Consider the following 18,906-nt stretch of genomic DNA (forward strand, 5'->3'; position numbering starts at 1 on the left):
GCTGAAAAAACATAACAAGGACATCCATCCATGAACACCTTTGCCATCACTCCCACCCGCGCCGCGAAGACTGTCGTCTCCGCATTCGGTTGTGCCCTCGCGCTGCTGTCCGGCAGCGCTTCGGCACAGACCACCTTCGATGTGATCGGTCCGCACGAATACGACCTGCCGGTCAATTTCGACCAGCCGTTCAATGTGTTCGTGCAGTACGCCACCGTGCAGCGCGACAGCCGGCTGTTCGACAGCGACGGCGATCGTCAGCGTGGCAGCAGCGCGCAGAAGATCATCGGCCTGTCGAAATACGTGCGCTTCTGGACACCGGACTCCAACCGGAACATCGGTCTGGCGTTTGAGGTGATCCAGCCCACGGTGGGCATCCGGGACCGCAATTCTCCCAACCCGGATACCCGCCACATCAGCGGCTTTGGCGACACCATCACCGGTGCCGCCATCTGGTACAAGCCGACGCCCGGTTCCACGCTCGGCTTCCAGACCTTCCTGCAGGTGCCGATCGGCGACAAGGACGTCAGCGACACCAACTGGAAGAACCTGTCCAGCCTGCTGTGGTACGCACCGCTGACCGATCGCATCGCATGGACCGGCGACCTCGGCTTCGTCGCACAGAGCCGCAAGGACGACGGCACCCGCCCGGGCATGTTGTGGCACACCAACAACCGCTTCGGCTACCGCGTGAACGACTGGCTGGAACCGTTCGCCGGTGTCGACTACGAGCGCATCAGCGGCCGCAATGGCGCCGGTGACTCGTGGGGTTTCGATGGTTCGCTCGGCGTGATGTTCCATTACTACGGCAACCAGTCGATCGCGCTGCGTTACTCGCACGGCATTGAAGGCGAGAACCGGCCGGTCAACAACAGCATCAACGTGAAGTACGCCTACGTCTGGTAACCCCCGGCCGGCGGCGTGCTGTGGCACGTCGCCGGCCTCCTTCAAGGAGGCTTCAAATGAAACTGCTGCACGCACTCGCACTGAGCATCGCCCTGCTGGTCGCACTGTGGGTCTGCCTGAGCATCGGCATGCCGAACCTGCAGCTCAACCCGTGGATAGGCTTCGTCGCCTGGGCCACCTTCTTCGCCGCTGGCGGCGGCAGTCAGGCGCTGGGCAAGTCGGCCTTCGCCGCACTGGCCGGCGTCGTGCTGACCGCCGGCACCATGTGGCTGGTCGCGCTGGCCGGCGGCAGCCTGCCGGCGCTGGCGCTGCTGGTCGCGGTGCTGGCTTTCGTGCTGGTGGCGATGGCCGACGTGGCTGCGCTGTCCTACACGCCGGCCGCCTTCCTCGGCGCCGCCACCTATTTCGGCGCCACCGGCGACACCTTCGAGAAGGCGCTGTTCGTCGGCCTGACCTGGGTCGCCGGCCTCACTTTCGGCTACCTGTCCGAATCCTTCGGCAAGCGCATGACACGCGCCGCCTGAACCCGCGCAGTGCACCACCCCGATCACCGCTTCCGATCACACACCAAGGAGACTCTGGAATGACCACCCATCACAACTACATCGACGGACGCTTCGACGAAAGCGACGTCGCCAGCCGCATCGAAGTGTTCAACCCGGCCACCCACGCGCTGCTCGACACGGTGCCCGAAGCCGGTGTCGCCGCAGTCGAGCGCGCGATCTCCGCCGCCCGCGCCGCCCAGCCGCAGTGGGCGAAGCTGCCGGCCATCCAGCGCGCGGCGCATCTGCGCAAGGTGGCCGAAGGCCTGCGCGGCGTGCGCGAAGAGATGGCGCGCCTGCTCACGCTGGAACAGGGCAAGACCCTTGGTCTGGCGCGGGTCGAGGTCGACTTCACCGCCGACTATCTGGACTACATGGCGGAATGGGCGCGCCGCATCGAGGGCGAGGTGCTCACCAGCGACCGCCCGGGCGAAAGCATCTTCCTGCTGCGCAAGCCGGTGGGCGTGGTCGCCGGCATCCTGCCGTGGAATTTCCCGCTCTTCCTGATCGCCCGCAAGATGGCGCCGGCGTTGGTGACCGGAAATACCATCGTGATCAAGCCGAGCGAGGAAACACCGCTCAACGCCTTCCTGTTCGCGAAGCTGGTGCATGCGGCCGAACTGCCGCGCGGCGTGTTCAATCTGGTCGGCGGCCGCGGTGAAACCACCGGCGCCGCGCTGACCGGCAGCAGCTCAATCGACATGGTGAGCTTCACCGGCAGCGTCGAAACCGGCAGCCGCATCATGCAGGCGGCCGGCCGTAACCTCACCCGGGTCAATCTGGAACTGGGCGGCAAGGCGCCGGCCATCGTGCTGGCCGACGCCGATCTCGACCTCGCCTCGACCGCGATCACCGCCTCGCGCGTGATCAACACCGGGCAGGTGTGCAACTGCGCCGAACGCATCTACGTGCAGCGCGCGGTGGCCGACGAATTCATCACCAAGCTCACCGCGAAGATGGCCGCGACCCGCTATGGCGATCCGATCGCCGATCAGAGCGTCGACATGGGTCCGCTGGTGAACAAGGAAGGTCTGGACAAGGTCGCCGCCATGGTCGAACAGGCCAAACGCGACGGCGCCCAGTGCGTGCTGGGCGGCCGCGTCGCCGACCGCGCGTCCGGCTACCACTACGAGCCCACCGTGCTGATCAACTGCCGCGCCGACATGGACATCATGCGCAAGGAAATCTTCGGCCCGGTGCTGCCGGTGCAGCTGGTCGACGATCTGGACGAGGCGGTGGCCCACGCCAACGCGTCGGAATACGGCCTGACCTCCTCGGTCTATACCCGCGACCTCAATGCGGCCATGCGCGCGATCCGCGATCTGCAGTTCGGCGAAACCTATGTCAATCGCGAGAACTTCGAAGCGATGCAGGGCTTCCACGCCGGCCGCCGCAAGTCGGGCATCGGTGGCGCCGACGGCAAGCACGGGCTGTACGAGTACACAGAAACCCAGGTGGCCTACATCCAGCACGGCTGATGCGTGACGGGTGCAGCGCCTCGCACCCGTCATGTTCGCCCCGGGTCTTGTAGAAGACCTTTCGTTTCTCCTCGGTTGCGGGCGCCCGTGCCTCCGGGCGCCCGCTTTTTTTGCCGTTTTCCGGCGGATTTCGGTTTTCCACCACTGGCGGCAAATCCGGGGGGTGTCCATAATTGCGACACGTCGACGCGGGCGATCCCTGCGATCGGCGTAGCCATGGCAGCTACCCGCTGCCGCTTCAGAGCTGTCGACACTTGCATCACCCATGCGCAGACGGACAGGCGCCACGGACGAGCATCTCCTCGCCCGGCACGCTGACGACCCCGGGCGGGCTCCATGCCCCGGCCGGGTTGTGCATCGGCGGTGCATTTGATCGAGCAGCTCGATCAAAAAAGAGGAGAAACCCTGGATGTCTGCACTACCCAATCCCCTGCTCGCTTCCGACCCGGACGGCGTCGAAACCCAGGAATGGCTCGACGCGCTGGAAGGCGTGATCGAACACGCCGGTGAGCAGCGTGCGCACTACCTGATCGAGCGGCTGACCGAACTGGCGCGCCGCGCCGGCATCAACATTCCGTACTCGGCCACCACCGCCTACGTGAACACCATTCCGGTCGGCAAGCAGGCGCCGGCGCCCGGTGATTACGAGATCGAGCACCGCATCCGCAGCTACATCCGCTGGAATGCGATGGCCATGGTGCTGCGCGCGAACAAGGACACCAATGTCGGCGGCCACATCGCCAGCTTCGCGTCCAGCGCCACGCTGTACGACGTGGGCTTCAACTGGTTCTGGCATGCGCCCAGCCCGACCCACGGCGGCGACCTGATCTTCTTCCAGGGCCACTCCGCGCCCGGCATCTACGCCCGCGCCTTCATGCTGGACCGCCTGAACGAGGCGCAGCTCGACAGCTTCCGGCAGGAAGTCGGCGGCAAGGGCCTTTCAAGCTATCCGCACCCGTGGCTGATGCCGGATTTCTGGCAGTTCCCGACCGTATCGATGGGCCTGGGCCCGCTGCAGGCCATCTACCAGGCCCGCTTCATGAAATACCTGCAGGACCGCGGCATCGCCAACACCGAAGGCCGCAAGGTGTGGTGCTTCATCGGCGACGGCGAAACCGACGAGCCGGAAACGCTGGGCGAGATCGCGATGGCCGCCCGCGAAAAGCTCGACAACCTCATCTTCGTCGTGAACTGCAATCTGCAGCGCCTGGACGGCCCGGTGCGCGGCAACGGCAAGATCATCCAGGAACTGGAAGGCGACTTCCGCGGCGCCGGCTGGAACGTGATCAAGCTCTTGTGGGGCAGTTACTGGGACCCGCTGCTGGCGCAGGACAAGACCGGGCTGCTGGCGCAGCGCATGATGGAAGTGGTCGACGGCGAATACCAGACCATGAAGTCGCGTGACGGCGCCTATGTGCGCGAGCACTTCTTCGGCAAGTATCCGGAACTGGCGGCCATGGTCGCCAACTGGAGCAATGACGACATCTTCCGTCTGAACCGCGGCGGACATGATCCGCACAAGGTATTTGCGGCCTACCACTCGGCGGTGAACCACACCGGCCAGCCCACCGTCATCCTGGCCAAGACCATCAAGGGCTATGGCATGGGCGGCTCGGGCGAGGCGCAGAACATTTCGCACCAGCAGAAGAAGGTCGATCTGGAATCGCTGCGTGAATTCCGCGACCGATTCGACCTGCCGATCAAGGACAGCGAACTGGAATCGCTGCCCTATCTGAAGTTCGACGAGAACTCGAAGGAAGTGGCCTATATGCGCGAGCGCCGGATGGCGCTCGGCGGCTACCTGCCGCAGCGCCGGATGAAGGCCGATCCGCTCGAAGTACCGCCGCTGTCCGCCTTCGACGCGCTGCTGAAGGCCTCAGGCGACGGCCGCGAACTGTCCACCACAATGGCCTTCGTGCGCATCATGAACATCCTGCTGCGCGACCCGCACATCGGCAAGCGGGTGGTGCCCATCGTGCCGGACGAATCGCGCACCTTCGGCATGGAAGGCATGTTCCGCCAGATCGGCATCTGGAACCAGGAAGGCCAGAAGTACGTGCCGCAGGACGCCGACCAGCTCATGTTCTACAAGGAGTCGAAGACCGGCCAGATCCTGCAGGAAGGCATCAACGAAGCCGGCGCGATGAGCGACTGGATCGCCGCTGCCACCGCCTACTCGGTGCACGGCGTGGCGACGATACCGATCTACATCTTCTATTCGATGTTCGGCTTCCAGCGCATCGGTGACCTGGCCTGGGCGGCCGGCGACCAGCGCGCCCGCGGCTTCCTGGTCGGCGGCACCGCCGGTCGCACCACGCTGAATGGCGAAGGCCTGCAGCACGAGGACGGTCATTCCCACCTGTGGTCAGGCATGGTGCCGAACTGCATCAGCTATGACCCGACCTTCTCGTACGAAGTGGCGGTCATCGTGCAGGACGGCCTGCGCCGCATGATGGCCAACCAAGAAGACATCTACTACTACCTGACTGTGATGAACGAGAACTACGAGCACCCGGCCATGCCGGACGGTGCCGAAGCCGACATCCTGAAGGGCATGTATCTGTTCCGCCGCGGCGCCGCTTCGAACGGCCCGCGCGCCCAGCTGCTGGGCAGCGGCACCATCTTCCGCGAAGTGATCGCCGCCGCCGAACTGCTGAAGGCCGACTGGGGCGTGGAATCGGATCTGTGGGCCTGCCCGAGCTTCACCGAACTGGCCCGCAACGGCGCCGACTGCACACGCTGGAACCTGCTGCACCCGGCCGACACGCCGCGGCTGTCGCATGTCGAACAGCAGCTGCGCGATACGCGCGGGCCGGTGATCGCGGCGACCGACTACGTGCGCCTGTTCGCCGAACAGATCCGCGCCTGGGTGCCGCGTCAGTACGTGGTGCTGGGCACCGACGGCTTCGGCCGCTCGGACACGCGCGAGGCGCTGCGCTCGCATTTCGAGGTGGACCGACACTGGGTGACGGTGGCCGCGCTGAAGGCGCTGGCCGACGACGGTGCGCTGGACCGCGCGAAGGTGGCGGAAGCCATCGCGCGCTACGGTCTGGACGTGACCAAGCCGAACCCGCTGTACGTCTGAGCTGTGGCGGGCGCGCCGGGGGAGTGCGCGGAGGGGCCGGATGCACGCGGAGGCAGAACCGTCAGGTTCCGTCCGCGGCAGCCGGAACGCCCTTCGCACGCCCCGGGCGTGTCAGCCGGAACACATGCACCGGCCGCGTCGCCCGCGGCCGCACACCGCGGGCGCGCGCTGCGCGACCGCACCCGAATGCGAGGCTTGAATGAGCACGATCAATATTGAAGTACCCGACATCGGCGATTTCTCCGATGTCCCCGTCATCGAAGTGATGGTCAAACCCGGCGACCGCGTCGAAGCCGACGCGCCGCTGGTATCACTCGAATCCGACAAGGCCACGATGGACATTCCGGCGCCGCACGCCGGCGTCATCGGCCAGATCACGGTCAAGGTCGGCGACCGCGTGTCGCAGGGCAGCGTGATCGGCACGATGGAGGTGGGCGAGGCGCCCGCCGCTGCCCCCGCCGCCGCGCCAGCGCCCTCACCTGCACCCACTCCGGCGCCTGTTGCGGCAGCCGTGACCCCGGCTCCGTCAGCGGCTGTCGCCGCCGCACAGGTCGCCGCTCCAGTGGCAGCCGCCGGCGCTGCCCCCGCCGCAACAACCCAGTCGGCCCGTGGCGACTACACGCCGGCCGCTGGCGCAGTCGCGCTGCCCAGCGCCGCCGACATCGCGGCCGAACTGGTGGGCGGCAAGAAGGCGCACGCCAGCCCGTCGATGCGCGCCTATGCGCGCGAACTGGGGGTCGATCTCGCCCGCGTCAAAGCCAGCGGCCCGAAAGGCCGCATCACGCGCGAAGATATCAATGCCTTCGTCAAGGGCGCGCTGCAGGCGCCGGCCGCTGCGCCGGTGGCCACCGGCGGCGGCGGATTGGATCTGCTGCCGTGGCCCAAGGTCGATTTCACCAAGTTCGGCGACATCGAACGCAAGCCGCTGTCACGCATCCGCAAGCTGTCGGCCGCGAACCTGGCACGCAACTGGGCCATGATCCCGGCGGTCACCTATCACGAAGACGCCGACGTCACCGAGCTCGAAGCCTTCCGCCAGCAGATCAACGCGGAACAGGCCAAGGCCGGCGTCAAGCTCACCATGCTGGCCTTCATCATCAGGGCGGTGTGCTCGGCGCTGAAGAAATTCCCCGAGTTCAACAGTTCGATCGACCTGCAGGCCGAAGAGCCGGCGCTGATCATGAAGCAGTACTGCCACATCGGTTTCGCCGCCGATACCCCGGGCGGGCTGGTGGTGCCGGTCATCCGTGACGCCGACAAAAAGGGCGTGGCGCAGCTGGCCGCCGAATGCGGCGAACTGGCGGCCAAGGCCCGTGACGGCAAGCTCAGCGCAGCGGAAATGCAGGGCGCCTGCTTCACGATTTCCAGCGTCGGCGGCCTCGGCGGCACCGGTTTCGCGCCCATCATCAATGCGCCGGAGGTCGCCATCCTCGGCGTCAGCCGCACCACGATGAAGCCGGTGTGGGACGGTTCGGCCTTCCAGCCGCGGCTCATCCTGCCGCTGTCGCTGACCGCCGATCACCGCGTGATCGACGGCGCGGCCGCCACCCGTTTCAACGCCCATGTCGCCGCGCTGCTGGCCGACATGCGTCGCGTGCTGATGTAAGGGGACAGCCATGAGCACACTGACTGTAAAAATTCCCGACATCGGCGACTTCAAGGACGTGCCCATCATCGAAATCATGGTGAAGTCGGGCGACACCGTGGCGGCCGACGCGCCGCTGATGTCGCTCGAGTCCGACAAGGCCACGATGGACATCCCCGCGCCGCAGGCCGGCCGCATCGTCGAACTGCAGGTGAAGGTCGGCGACCGCGTATCTGAAGGCAGCGTGGTGCTGACGATGGAAGCCGCCGACGCAGCCGAAGCAGCACCCGTGGGAGCGGCGCCCCCGCCGCGATCGGCCGTCGCCCCCGCGCCCACCCCGGCCACCGGCAGCGCACCGGCCAAGGTCGATGAAAGCTGCGCGGTGCTGGTGATCGGCGGCGGCCCTGGCGGCTATTCGGCCGCCTTCCGCGCCGCCGACCTCGGCCTGGACGTGGTCATCGTCGAGCGCTACGCCACGCTGGGCGGCGTCTGCCTGAACGTGGGCTGCATTCCGTCCAAAGCGCTGCTGCATGTGGCGGCGGTGGCCGACGAGGCCGAGGCGCTGGCGGCGCACGGCATCAAGTTCGGCGCGCGCGAGGTGGACATCGGCGCACTGCGCGGCTGGAAGGACAAGGTGGTCGGCAAGCTGACCGGCGGTCTGGCCGGCATGGCCAAGGCGCGCAAGGTGAAGGTGGTACGCGGCACCGCCCGCTTCATCGATCCGAACCATGTCGAGATCGCCCTCACCTCCGGCGACGGTAAGGCGGAGACCGGCGAGAAGACCGTGCTGAAGTTCGGCCACTGCATCGTCGCCGCCGGCAGCCAGGCGGTGAAGCTGCCCTTCATGCCGGACGACCCGCGCGTCGTCGACTCGACCGGCGCACTGCTGCTGGCCGACATCCCGAAACGGATGCTGGTGATCGGCGGCGGCATCATCGGGCTGGAAATGGCCACTGTCTATTCCACGCTGGGTGCCCGCATCGACGTGGTCGAAATGACCGGCGGCCTGATGCAGGGCGCCGACCGCGATCTGGCCAGGGTGTGGGAGAAGAAGAACACCCACCGCTTCGACGCCGTCATGCTGAACACACGGGTGACCGGTGCGGAAGCGACGGCCGAAGGCATCAGGGTGAGCTTCGAGGGCGCCAGTGCACCGGCCGAACCGCAGACCTACGACCGCGTGCTGGTGGCGGTCGGCCGATCGCCAAACGGTCGCAAGCTGAACGCCGAAGCGGCCGGCCTGCGCGTGGACGAGCGCGGCTTCATCCCGGTCGACAGCCAGATGCGCAGCAATGTCGCGCACATCCATGCCATCGGCGACATCGTCGGCCAGCCCATGCTGGCGCACAAGGCAGTGCATGAAGGCCATATCGCGGCGGAAGTGATCGCCGGCCACAAGCGCCACTTCGACGCCACGGTGATTCCGTCGGTCGCCTATACCGACCCGGAAGTCGCCTGGGTCGGCCTGACCGAAGACGAGGCGAAAGCACAGGGCCGCACGGTGACCGTCGGCAAGTTTCCGTGGGCGGCCAGTGGACGAGCCATCGCCAACGGGCGCGATGAGGGCTTCACCAAACTCATCTTCGACGCGGAAACCCACCGCGTTGTCGGCGGCGGCATCGTCGGCACCTCGGCCGGCGACATGATCGGCGAGGTCGCTCTGGCGATCGAGATGGGCGCAGACGCGGTCGACATCGGCCACACCATCCATCCGCACCCGACGCTGGGCGAGTCCATCTGCCTGGCAGCGGAAGTGGCCGAAGGCAGCTGCACCGACCTGCCGCCGGCCCGACGCTGAGCCACGACACCGAGCCAGAGGCTCCGCCGATCCGGCCGCTCCCCTGGGTGCAACCGGATCGGCGTCGGCGGAATTTACAGTGCTGCCCCGGCACCGCGGCCAATCGATTGAAAAAATGTGAAAACACACTTCCAATCATTGGCTTGCACGGAAAAACTCCCGACGGCCTGTTTTTTGCTTTATCGAACGCATCCATCCATACACCGCCTTGCCCCTGCCGCTTTCCTGCCGTCGTGAAACAGTCGGCGTATCAGTCCGGTCAGGCGCGATAACATCCGCGGCAACAGCCCTTCGGTGAAACGAATATGAACGAGCGTGACCAGAACACTCCGACCGTCGAAAGCGACGCGCAGACCTCGGCGCCGGCGGTAGATGCCGGGCGCCGCAAGATCGCCACCGGCGGTGTCGCAGGCGCCGGCGTGCTGCTGTCGGTGACCAGCCGCTCGGCTTTCGGCACCAGCGTGTGGGGCACCTGCACCGGTTCGGAAATCGCGTCGGGCAATCTGTCGAACGCCGGCACCCCGCGCCCCTGCGGCTGCAGCCCCGGCTACTGGAAGAGCAGCAACCAGAACGGCAGCGCGCTGTGGGACAACGTGAGCATTTTCAGTCCCTACCTGAAAACCGCGAAGTTCAACACCGTGTTCGGCTGCAGCTTCTACGTCTCCGGCAACGTGACGCTGCAGCAGGCCGTGGATCAGACCACGTCCGCACTCGGCTCCTGGTGCCCGAGCAACAAGGTCAATTCGATGCGCAACGTCGCGTTCCATGCGGTTGCCGCGCTGCTGAACGCGCAGTTCTATGGTGACCGCTTCCCGTTTACGGACATGCAGACCGCCAGTGGCGTGATTTCGGTGTTCAAGACGGCTTTCATCAACGGCACCGGCTCGCTCACCACCGAATTCAGCGACCGCTTCAAGGCCTTCTATTCGTCCTATCCCAACCTGTGGTGCAACGGCAGCCAGGAATCCCCGATCCAGGTATGAGCCTGGACAGCTGCTGGACACTGCCCCACGCTCCGCTGGTATCCATCCTCCACTGGGAGGATGGCTGCGTGCTTTACGACGCACTCAAAACCTCCACCACCCTTCTGTCGCCGCTCGCCGGTCAGGTCATCGAGCGCTTGCGTGACGGCGCGGCCGATACCGCCACGCTGGCGGCGCTGCCGGATGCGCCCGACACCGAATCGCTCGCTGCATTGCTCGACGATCTGGCAGAACACGGGCTGATCAGGCGCAAGGACTGAGCGATGTCCGGCGCCCCGCTTTCCTCCCTCTCCCGCAGCGCGCTGCACGATCGTCTGGTCAGCCCCGACGGTCTGCGACTGCACATCGGCCGCTTCGTAACCAGTATCCGTTCCCGTCACGCTCAGGTGGCCGAAGGTCTGGCCACGCTGTACGCCGATTACCGGCTCGCCGACGATGACCGCTTCTGCGATTACGCGGTAGAAGTCGGGCGTGGAGACGGGCTGCGCAAGTTCGTGCGGCCGCAGTCGCTGTTCCGCTTCGAAGGCATGCAGCCGTTCAAGCCTCTGCCCGGCGATCAGGCTTTCGCCATGCTGGAATGGGGGCTGAACTGGGTATTCACCAATCACGCCCAGCATTACCTCATCATCCACGCCGCAGTGCTCGAACGCGACGGTCAGGGTCTCATCCTCGCCGCGCCGCCCGGATCGGGCAAAAGCACGCTGTGCGCCGGTCTGGCGCTGCGCGGCTGGCGCCTGCTGTCGGACGAACTGGCCATGGTCGGTCTGGAAGATGGCCTGCTGCTGCCGCTGCCGCGCCCGGTCAGCCTGAAGAACCGCTCGATAGACATCGTGCGCGCGCTGCCCGGTGATCCGGTCATCGGCCCGATGGCCCACGATACCGCCAAGGGCACGGTGGCTCATCTGAAGCCGCCACGCACCAGCGTCGAAGAGGCGCTGACCCGGGTACAGCCGCGCTGGGTGGTGCTGCCCAAGTTCGAAGCCGGCAGCGAATGTGCGGTCCAGCCCATGGGGCGTGCGCGCATGTTCATGTCACTGGTGAGCAATGCCTTCAATTACCCGCGCCTGGGCGTGACAGGCTTTCAGGCCATGGGGCGTCTGGTCGAGGCCTGCGACGGCTACACTGCGCGCTACGGCTCGCTGGACCAGATCGTACCGGCGCTGGAATCGATCTGCTCCCGCCCGGCATGACACCGGGCGTACCGCCCCGCAATTCCCTTCCGCTGCGATGAACAGACGAACAGACAGGCATCTGGCGAACACCCTTGCCCAGCCGGGCATCACCGCAGATTTCAACGCACGCGACTGGGAAGCGCTGATCGGCCAGGCACGCACCAGCGACCTGCTCGGCCAGCTGGCGGAAGTGCTGCGCGACGCCGGCGACGCCGTGTCGGTGCCCGAGCCGGTACGCTTCCATCTCGACGCCGCGCTGCGCATCGCGGCGCTGCACCGGCAGTCACTGCAGCTCGAACTGGCGGTCATCGCCAGTGCCCTGGCCGTACTCGGCGAGCCGGTGGTGCTGCTGAAAGGCGGCGCCTATGCGGTGGCCGGCCTGCGCGCAGGGCGTTCGCGGCTGTTCGGCGACATCGACCTGATGGTGGCCAAGGCCAGCCTGGACCCGGCCGAAGGCGCGCTGTTCCGCCGCGGCTGGCGTCCGACCCACCTGAACGCCTACGACCAGCGCTACTACCGGCAATGGATGCACGAACTGCCGCCGATCGAGCACTTCACCCGAGGCACGGTGATCGACCTGCACCACACCATCGTGCCGCCGACCTCGGGCCACATTCCCGATCCGGCACGGCTGATCGCCGATGCGCGACCGGTGCAGGTGGCGCACTGCCCGGACATCTTCCGCGTGCTGTCGCCGGTGGACATGGTCATGCATTCCGCCTGCCACCTGTTCTACGGCGAGCTGCAGAAAGGTCTGCGCGATCTGTACGACCTGCACTGCCTGATCGGCGAATTTTCGGTCGAAGAGGGTTTCTGGGCGCATCTGCTGCCGCAGGCTCGGGCACATCAGCTCGAATACCCGGTGCTGCTTGCACTGCGCTTCGCGCGCCGGGTGTTCGGCACCGCGGTGCCGGAGGCGATCGCGGAGGAGTGCGACCGCCGCCTCGGCCGGCGCTGGACCGGTGCGCTGACCGATCACCTGATCGACGCTTCGATGTATGCGCTGCACCCGAGCAGCGACTCGACCTGGCGCCGCGCACGCCGGCACATTCTCTACGCGCGCAGCCACTGGCTTAGAATGCCTCTGCACCTGCTGATCCCGCACCTCGCGTACAAGGCCTTCATCCACGACGAAGCCCGGGTCGGCTGAACCCAGGACTCCTTTCATGACTGCAGACGAACTGAAGATCGCGGTGGCGCGCGCCGCCCTGCCCCATGTGGTGCCGGGCGAACTGCTCGGCGTCGGTACCGGCTCGACCGCCAACCATTTCATCGACCTGCTGGCCGCCGAGAAGATTGCGGTCAGCGGAGCGATCGCAAGCTCCGAAGCGTCCGCGACGCGCCTGCGCAGCCACGGCATTCCGGTGTTGTCGCTGGACGAGGCCATCGCCTCCGGCCGGCGCATTCCGGTCTATGTCGACGGCGCCGACGAGATCGATCCCGGTCTCAACCTGATCAAGGGCGGCGGCGGGGCGCTGACGCGCGAAAAGATCGTCGCGGCGGCGTCCGACTGTTTCGTCTGCATCGCCGACCACTCGAAGTGCGTCGAGGTGCTGGGCCGCTTCCCGCTGCCGGTCGAGGTGATTCCGATGGCGCTTGCTCTGGTCGCCCGCGAACTGACCCGCATGGGGGGCATTCCGAAGCTGCGCGAAGGTTTCGTGACCGACAACGGCAATCTCATCCTCGACGTGGCCGGCCTGAAGATCACCGACCCGGCCGCCTTCGAAACCGAACTGAACCACCTGACCGGCACCGTCACCAACGGTCTGTTCGCCCGCCGCCGCGCCGATGTTGCGCTCGTGTCGTCGCCGGACGGCGTCCGCACGTTGCATGCCTGACAGACCCGGCGCCCGCCCAGGGCGCGCCGCCCCTCATCGTTAGACGGACCACCGCCATGAGCGAACACATTTCCAAGCGTTACGACCACGAACTCGAAGGCGTGCGCACCGGGCTGCTGCAGATGGGCGGCCTGATCGAGCAGCAGATCGAGCATGCGATGCGTGGCGTGATCGAGCGCAACCTGCCCATGCTCGAAGAGGTGATCGCCAACGACAAGAAGGTGAATGCGATGGAGGTCGAGCTGGACGACGCCTGCATCCACCTGATCGCCAAGCGCCAGCCGGCGGCCAGCGACCTGCGCGTCATCATGTCGGTGGTCAAGATCATCACCGACCTCGAACGCATCGGCGACGAGGTGAAGAAGATCGCCAAGATGGGGCGTCACATCCTGGAATCGGACGCGGTATTCGTACCGCGGGTCGAACTGCGCCACGCCGCCTCACTGGCAGTGGACATGCTGCGCCGCACGCTGGATTCGCTGGCGCGCATGGACGTGGGCAGCGCCACCGAGGTGGTGCGTCAGGACAAGGAGGTGGACGCCGAATTCAAGTCCATCATGCGCCAGCTCATCACCTTCATGATGGAAGACCCGCGCACCATTTCCTGTGGCCTGGACCTGCTGTTCATCGCCAAGGCGATCGAGCGCATCGGCGACCACTCGAAGAACATGGCGCAGTACGTGGTGTTCATGGTGAAGGGCACCGACGTGCGCCACGGCGGGCTGGCCGCGATGGAAGCGGCGGCGGCCAGCGACTGAACGGTTCGGTTCAGCGCAGCAAGGCCGGCTGGGCGCCGGCCTTTTTTTCGCCGGCGTCGACCGGTGCTTCGGCCATACGCTCCGCCGCAGCCTTTTCCGCGCCCTTGCGTGCAGCCGGCGGCAGCGGCTGTTCCACATCAGGCATCGAACTGGCGCGCGACAGTTCCTGCGCCTGCGCCAGCTGTTCCGGTTTCAGCGAAGCGGCGATCTCGTCGCGCGCACCGCGTGCCGCACCGTGGCCCTGGGCCGCAGCGCGGTTGAACCAGGCGTAGGCACGCACCAGATCGGCCGGCACCCCTTCGCCGATCCGATGCAGCCGCCCCATGTGGTACTGGGCGCCGACATGCCCATTGCGGGCCGCGCTGGTGAACCACTTGCCGGCTGCCGCATAGTCCTGCAGCGTGCCGCGCCCCAGCTTGTAAGCCAGCCCCAGTTCGTACTGCGCCCGGACATGCCCCTGTTCCGCGGCCCGCTCCAGCCAGCGTATCGATTCGGCCAGATCCTCGGCCTTGCCGGTGCCACCCTGCGACAGCATCATGCCGAAGCTGTACTGCGCCTCCGGATCACCGGTGTGCGCGCGGGCGCGCTCGGCTTCCATCGGCTCCAGTTCCGCGATCAGCTTTTCGTGTTCGGACTGACTGCGTGTATCGACGCCACGGAAGGTGACCACCACCGCGCTCGCCAGACCGGCCGCCAGCGCACCGCCCACCAGCGCCAGCGGCAGCCGGCGGAAACGGACGAAGCGCTTGTGGCAGTTCCGGCAGCGGACAGGCTTGAGCCAGAAGCGCCCCGCCTTCTCGTCGGAGCTCTTCCAGCTGGAATCCTTGGTGTTGGTGCTGAGGCAGTAAGGGCAGCTACGCGCTCCCTGCAGCAGGCTGGATCGACGGGTGGTCACAGTCATGGCGCGAAGCTATCACGGGGATTTTTTCCCGCCCGTGAAGAACTGTTTCGATCAGGCTGACGGGGGAACGAAGCCCGTGACCTGGTCCGCACCTTCACCGAAAAAGTGCTTTTCCATCTGTTCCGCCAGGTATTTCCGGGCGCGCGCATCCATCAGGCTGAGGCGGTTCTCGTTGATCAGCATGGTCTGGTACTTCACCCACTGCTGCCAGGCCTCCTTGGATACCGATTCATAGATGCGGGCGCCAAGCGGGCCGGGAATGGGCGCGAAATCCAGCCCCTCGGCTTCGCGTCCGAGCTTGATGCAATTGACCATGCGTGCCATCTGAAACTCCTGAAAAGCGTGTTCGTTGAAAGACGGATTCTAAGGCCGCGCCGAGCATCCGGCGTCACGCCGATGCAGGCGCCGCTCAGGTGCCGTGTTTGCGTTCATACATCCGGAAAGCGTTCTTGCCGCCGTTCTTGGCGGCGTACATGGCCGAATCGGCTGCCGTCAGCAGCGTTTCGCCACTGTGCGCGTGCAGCGGATAGATGCCGATGCCGGTACTGGTGGTGACCTGGGTACTGCGCCCGTTGAACTCGAACACCATGCCGGCCACCTTGTCGCCGACGCGCCGAGCCAGGCCGGTCAGCGCCTGTTCGTCGGTATCCGGCGCCAGCACCGCGAATTCGTCGCCGCCCAGCCGGAAGAACATTTCATTGCGGCGGATGATGGCGCCGACGTCGCGCGCCAGCCGCACCAGCACCTCGTCGCCAGCCTGATGGCCGAACAGGTCGTTCACCGGCTTGAAGCCGTCCAGGTCGAACATGAGCAGGCCAAGCTGGGTCTTGCGACGACCGGCTTCGGCAATCATGCGCTCCAGTTCTTCGTGGAAGCGGCGGCGGTTGTACAGATTGGTCAACGGATCGCGCTCGGCCATGTTCACGAGCGCTTCGGCCGCCCGCCGCTCGGCGGTCACGTCCTCGTAGATCCACACCCGACCGAGGAAGCGGCCGGGCGAGGCCGAGGGCACCAGCGCTGACTGCTCCCGGATGATGCGGCCATCGCGCAGCGGAATGTCCTGCGGCTCGGTCGGTGTGCGGCAGGCGAGCACCTTCTTCACCTGTTCGCGGTAGCCCTCCTCGTCCGCCCGCATGCTCGCGGTGCGATCGATCAGCACCGCATCCCGCATGCCCGACAGGTTCTCGTCGGCGGCGAAGCCCCAGATGGACTTCAGCATGCGGTTGGCGTGCTGCGCCCGGCCGTCGCGATCAACGAAGAGCACGCCGAGATTGATCAGGTCGAGCAGCGCCTCCAGCCGCGAACGTTCCTCTTCGCTGCGCGTCAGGTAATAGTCGCGCAGGCCCTGCTCCCGGCGCAGCGCAGTCACCGTGTCCAGCAGCTTCAGTTCCGCTTCCTTGCGGCTCTGGATATCGTCGGCGGACACCCGCACGCCGAGACAGATGCCACCTTCGTCGTAGATGGGCTGCCAGTTCAGCGCGACCCACACCACCGTCCCCTCCCGATGCAGCAGCCGCACCTCGAAATTCTCGCCACTGGCGCCAGCGAGCGCGTCGCTCGCCCGCGCGGCGAAAATGCGGCGGTCCTTCTCGTGGATGAGCATGGAAGACAGGTCTTCGGCCAGCAGACAGTCCAGCGGCGTGTAACCGGTCACCCGTTCGATCGAGCGATTCACCCAGATCAGCCGGCCCTGCGGGCTGAACCAGGCTTCGACGCCGAAAGTGAAATCGGCGATCGCGTGGAAACGCGATTCGCTCTTACGCAGCGCGGTCACCCGCTCGTCGAGCGCCTGCACCATCTGGTTGAAGGCACGGGTGAGCCGGGCCAGCGCATCGTCACCCCGTACCGGCAGCGGCGCCACGTCCTCGGCCCGGCGCAGGGCGACCGCGCGGTTCTCGATCGCACTCACGCCATCGAGCACGCCGCCAAGCACCCAGCGCATCAGCAGGGCATGCAGCACCAGCACCAGTACGGCCAGTCCGGCAGCACCGCCGCGCAGCAGCTCGAGCGATGTTTCCAGACCCGACAGATCGGCGCTAGCCCTGAGCACACCCACCGGCGAACGACGGCCGGGCTGCAGCAGTTCGATCCGCATTTCGTAACGACCGCGCCCGGCGTCGAGTGCGGCCTGCAGGTCGGCGTGCGGCGAACCGAGCGCAGCCGGACCGCCGTCGGCCACCAGCACCCGCCCACCCTCATCCCTGACTTCGGCATAGACCAGCTGGCCCAGCCGGCGCAGCGTGCCCAGTTCGGAGGCCAGACGGGCGGGATCTCCGCCCACCAGGCCGCTCAGGCGCGACTGCATGTCGGCGCTCAGATAGTCCAGCCGCACCGCCTCGCGCGCCACCAGCTGCACGGTCAGCTGACTGCAGGCCCAGGCCAGCACGCCTCCGGACAGCAGCGCCAGCAGCAGGACCGACGCGATCAGCCGCCCCTGAAGCACGCCGATGCGGCGGTTCAGCAGGCGGAGCATGCGCGGGGCTCCATCGAGGTCACAGTCGCTTCACCAGCACCTTGCTGCGGCGCTGCGGGTTGTAGTTCTCCCGCCTGATCCGCGGCAGCGCATCGATGCCGGCCTCCTTGAAACCGCGCTCGACGAACCAGTGCGCGGTCACCGTGGTGAGCACGAACAGGTCACGTATCTTTTCCGCACGCGCGCGGGTTTCGACATAGCTCAGTATCTGTTCGCCGTAGCCATGCCGGCGATACTCGGACATGACGGCCAGACAGGCCAGTTCGGCCATTTCCTCTTCCGGATACGGATAGAAGGCGGCGCAGCCCATGATGACTTCATCGTGTTCGAGCACGCTGAAACGCTCGATCTCGCGCTCCAGCCGCTCACGGCCGCGGCTCACCAGCGTGCCGTCGGCCTCCAGCGGCGCGATCAGGCCGGCAATTGCCGGCACGTCCTCGACACCGGCGTGACGCATGCGCGCCAGTCGTTCGCGCGAAATGACGGTACCCACGCCCTGGGTGGTAAAGAATTCCAGCAGCAGCGCACCGTCCAGGTCACGGTCGATCATGTGGGCGCGCGCCACGCCCAGCTTCACCGCGCGTATCGCGCGCGGCAGGTAGAGACCGAGATCTTCGGTGATGCCACGACCGGCCTTCAGCCATTGCGTGGCTTCGTCGGCAGTCAGTTCAGGCACCAGCTCGCCGGCTTCATCGACGATGCCCGGCGCGTCGCACAGGTAGATGAGCTTGGTCGCCTGCAGCGCAACCGCGACCGATTCGGCCACCTCTTCCATGCTGAGGTTGAACACCTCGCCGGTGAGCGAATAGCCATAGGGCTGGATCAGCACGATGTCGCTGTCGGCCAGCGCGTCGTTCAGCGCTTCGACGTCGACCTTGCGCACGGTGCCGGTGTAGCCGTGGTCGATGCCATCGACCACGCCCACCGGGCGCGCGGTCAGGAAGTTGCCCGACGCCACTTCGATCGTGCTGCCGGCCATCGGCGTATTGGGCAGCCCCTGCGAGAACAGCGCCTCGACGTCGATGCGGATGGCGCCGTTGGCGCGTTTGACGCATTCCATCGCCTGCGCGTCGGTCACCCGCAAACCCTTGTGGTAGCGGGCTTCCAGGCTGCGGGCCGCCAGTTCTTCCTCGATCTGCGGGCGAGCGCCCACCACCAGCACCAGCTTGATGCCGAGTGCAGCGAGCAGGTTGCAGTCCTGCACCAGCGAATTGGCCAGCGGGCCCTGCAGCACCTCGCCGCCGACGGCGATGACGAAGGTGCGGCCGCCGAAGGCGTGGATATAGGGTGCGGCGCTGCGCACCCAGGCGACGAAGCGCCGCGAATCGGGGTCGGCGTGCATGCGGTGTCCGGTCAGAGATGTGCCACGATTTTAGCCGGAGCAGGT

16 protein-coding genes are annotated in these 18,906 nt (G+C 66.5%); 12 read left to right on the plus strand and 4 right to left on the minus strand.

Features of this window, described 5'->3' with window-relative positions:
• The first annotated feature begins 30 nt into the window (after positions 1 to 30).
• From METUNV2_RS0114835 to phoU, 12 genes are all read left to right on the plus strand, one after another.
• Positions 31 to 906, plus strand: coding sequence for a transporter (locus METUNV2_RS0114835; protein WP_018230256.1), 876 nt, complete (start codon positions 31 to 33; stop codon positions 904 to 906).
• Between the two features lie 56 nt (positions 907 to 962).
• Entirely contained in the window at positions 963 to 1,430 is a 468-nt protein-coding gene (locus METUNV2_RS0114840; RefSeq protein ID WP_018230257.1) for a DUF1097 domain-containing protein, read from the plus strand.
• Positions 1,431 to 1,489: 59 nt separating this feature from the next.
• A complete protein-coding gene (gene aldA / locus METUNV2_RS0114845) occupies positions 1,490 to 2,926 on the plus strand; it encodes an aldehyde dehydrogenase (protein ID WP_018230258.1) in 1,437 nt (478 codons plus the stop codon).
• A 409-nt stretch (positions 2,927 to 3,335) separates the two neighbouring features.
• Positions 3,336 to 6,011 (plus strand): pyruvate dehydrogenase (acetyl-transferring), homodimeric type, encoded by a 2,676-nt coding sequence (gene aceE, locus METUNV2_RS0114850; RefSeq protein ID WP_018230259.1) that lies wholly within the window; start codon positions 3,336 to 3,338, stop codon positions 6,009 to 6,011.
• A 199-nt stretch (positions 6,012 to 6,210) separates the two neighbouring features.
• Positions 6,211 to 7,617: a dihydrolipoyllysine-residue acetyltransferase gene (gene aceF / locus METUNV2_RS19205; RefSeq protein WP_018230260.1), complete on the plus strand. Its 1,407-nt coding sequence runs from the start codon at positions 6,211 to 6,213 to the stop codon at positions 7,615 to 7,617.
• 10 nt (positions 7,618 to 7,627) lie between these two features.
• Positions 7,628 to 9,394: a dihydrolipoyl dehydrogenase gene (gene lpdA, locus METUNV2_RS0114860; RefSeq protein ID WP_018230261.1), complete on the plus strand. Its 1,767-nt coding sequence runs from the start codon at positions 7,628 to 7,630 to the stop codon at positions 9,392 to 9,394.
• A 305-nt stretch (positions 9,395 to 9,699) separates the two neighbouring features.
• A complete protein-coding gene (locus tag METUNV2_RS0114865) occupies positions 9,700 to 10,377 on the plus strand; it encodes a hypothetical protein (protein WP_018230262.1) in 678 nt (225 codons plus the stop codon).
• Positions 10,374 to 10,637 (plus strand): HPr-rel-A system PqqD family peptide chaperone, encoded by a 264-nt coding sequence (locus METUNV2_RS0114870; RefSeq protein WP_018230263.1) that lies wholly within the window; start codon positions 10,374 to 10,376, stop codon positions 10,635 to 10,637. The genes METUNV2_RS0114865 and METUNV2_RS0114870 overlap by 4 nt, the downstream gene beginning before the upstream one ends.
• Before the next feature lie 3 nt (positions 10,638 to 10,640).
• A complete protein-coding gene (locus tag METUNV2_RS0114875; protein WP_018230264.1) occupies positions 10,641 to 11,567 on the plus strand; it encodes an HprK-related kinase A in 927 nt (308 codons plus the stop codon).
• Between the two features lie 37 nt (positions 11,568 to 11,604).
• A complete protein-coding gene (locus METUNV2_RS0114880) occupies positions 11,605 to 12,699 on the plus strand; it encodes a nucleotidyltransferase domain-containing protein (protein ID WP_018230265.1) in 1,095 nt (364 codons plus the stop codon).
• Between the two features lie 16 nt (positions 12,700 to 12,715).
• On the plus strand, positions 12,716 to 13,387 hold the full coding sequence (rpiA, locus tag METUNV2_RS0114885) for a ribose-5-phosphate isomerase RpiA (RefSeq protein ID WP_018230266.1): 672 nt from the start codon (positions 12,716 to 12,718) through the stop codon (positions 13,385 to 13,387).
• A gap of 56 nt (positions 13,388 to 13,443) precedes the next feature.
• Entirely contained in the window at positions 13,444 to 14,145 is a 702-nt protein-coding gene (gene phoU, locus METUNV2_RS0114890) for a phosphate signaling complex protein PhoU (RefSeq protein WP_018230267.1), read from the plus strand.
• A 10-nt stretch (positions 14,146 to 14,155) separates the two neighbouring features.
• Here phoU and METUNV2_RS0114895 read toward each other — a convergent pair whose 3' ends face one another.
• The 4 genes from METUNV2_RS0114895 to argA form a co-directional block, all read right to left on the minus strand.
• Complete coding sequence (locus METUNV2_RS0114895; RefSeq protein WP_018230268.1) at positions 14,156 to 15,046, minus strand: tetratricopeptide repeat protein; 891 nt, start codon at positions 15,044 to 15,046, stop codon at positions 14,156 to 14,158.
• 51 nt (positions 15,047 to 15,097) lie between these two features.
• Entirely contained in the window at positions 15,098 to 15,370 is a 273-nt protein-coding gene (locus tag METUNV2_RS0114900; RefSeq protein ID WP_018230269.1) for an oxidative damage protection protein, read from the minus strand.
• Between the two features lie 85 nt (positions 15,371 to 15,455).
• Positions 15,456 to 17,519 carry a diguanylate cyclase domain-containing protein gene (locus tag METUNV2_RS0114905; protein ID WP_018230270.1) on the minus strand — a complete coding sequence of 688 codons (2,064 nt, stop codon included), beginning with the start codon at positions 17,517 to 17,519 and terminating at the stop codon, positions 15,456 to 15,458.
• A gap of 19 nt (positions 17,520 to 17,538) precedes the next feature.
• Positions 17,539 to 18,861, minus strand: coding sequence for an amino-acid N-acetyltransferase (argA, locus tag METUNV2_RS0114910; RefSeq protein ID WP_018230271.1), 1,323 nt, complete (start codon positions 18,859 to 18,861; stop codon positions 17,539 to 17,541).
• Between the last annotated feature and the right edge of the window lie 45 nt (positions 18,862 to 18,906).

The sequence above is a fragment of the Methyloversatilis universalis EHg5 genome (assembly GCF_000378945.1).
GTDB lineage: Bacteria > Pseudomonadota > Gammaproteobacteria > Burkholderiales > Rhodocyclaceae > Methyloversatilis > Methyloversatilis universalis_A.

Excerpts from the sequence above, each read along its gene's own strand:
- METUNV2_RS0114835 (WP_018230256.1), top strand. The coding sequence starts at position 31 with ATGAACACCTTTGCCATCACTCCCACCCGCGCCGCGAAGACTGTCGTC.
- METUNV2_RS0114840 (WP_018230257.1), top strand. The coding sequence starts at position 963 with ATGAAACTGCTGCACGCACTCGCACTGAGCATCGCCCTGCTGGTCGCA.
- aldA (WP_018230258.1), top strand. The coding sequence starts at position 1,490 with ATGACCACCCATCACAACTACATCGACGGACGCTTCGACGAAAGCGAC.
- aceE (WP_018230259.1), top strand. The coding sequence starts at position 3,336 with ATGTCTGCACTACCCAATCCCCTGCTCGCTTCCGACCCGGACGGCGTC.
- aceF (WP_018230260.1), top strand. The coding sequence starts at position 6,211 with ATGAGCACGATCAATATTGAAGTACCCGACATCGGCGATTTCTCCGAT.
- lpdA (WP_018230261.1), top strand. The coding sequence starts at position 7,628 with ATGAGCACACTGACTGTAAAAATTCCCGACATCGGCGACTTCAAGGAC.
- METUNV2_RS0114865 (WP_018230262.1), top strand. The coding sequence starts at position 9,700 with ATGAACGAGCGTGACCAGAACACTCCGACCGTCGAAAGCGACGCGCAG.
- METUNV2_RS0114870 (WP_018230263.1), top strand. The coding sequence starts at position 10,374 with ATGAGCCTGGACAGCTGCTGGACACTGCCCCACGCTCCGCTGGTATCC.
- METUNV2_RS0114875 (WP_018230264.1), top strand. The coding sequence starts at position 10,641 with ATGTCCGGCGCCCCGCTTTCCTCCCTCTCCCGCAGCGCGCTGCACGAT.
- METUNV2_RS0114880 (WP_018230265.1), top strand. The coding sequence starts at position 11,605 with ATGAACAGACGAACAGACAGGCATCTGGCGAACACCCTTGCCCAGCCG.
- rpiA (WP_018230266.1), top strand. The coding sequence starts at position 12,716 with ATGACTGCAGACGAACTGAAGATCGCGGTGGCGCGCGCCGCCCTGCCC.
- phoU (WP_018230267.1), top strand. The coding sequence starts at position 13,444 with ATGAGCGAACACATTTCCAAGCGTTACGACCACGAACTCGAAGGCGTG.
- METUNV2_RS0114895 (WP_018230268.1), bottom strand. The coding sequence starts at position 15,046 with ATGACTGTGACCACCCGTCGATCCAGCCTGCTGCAGGGAGCGCGTAGC.
- METUNV2_RS0114900 (WP_018230269.1), bottom strand. The coding sequence starts at position 15,370 with ATGGCACGCATGGTCAATTGCATCAAGCTCGGACGCGAAGCCGAGGGG.
- METUNV2_RS0114905 (WP_018230270.1), bottom strand. The coding sequence starts at position 17,519 with ATGCTCCGCCTGCTGAACCGCCGCATCGGCGTGCTTCAGGGGCGGCTG.
- argA (WP_018230271.1), bottom strand. The coding sequence starts at position 18,861 with ATGCACGCCGACCCCGATTCGCGGCGCTTCGTCGCCTGGGTGCGCAGC.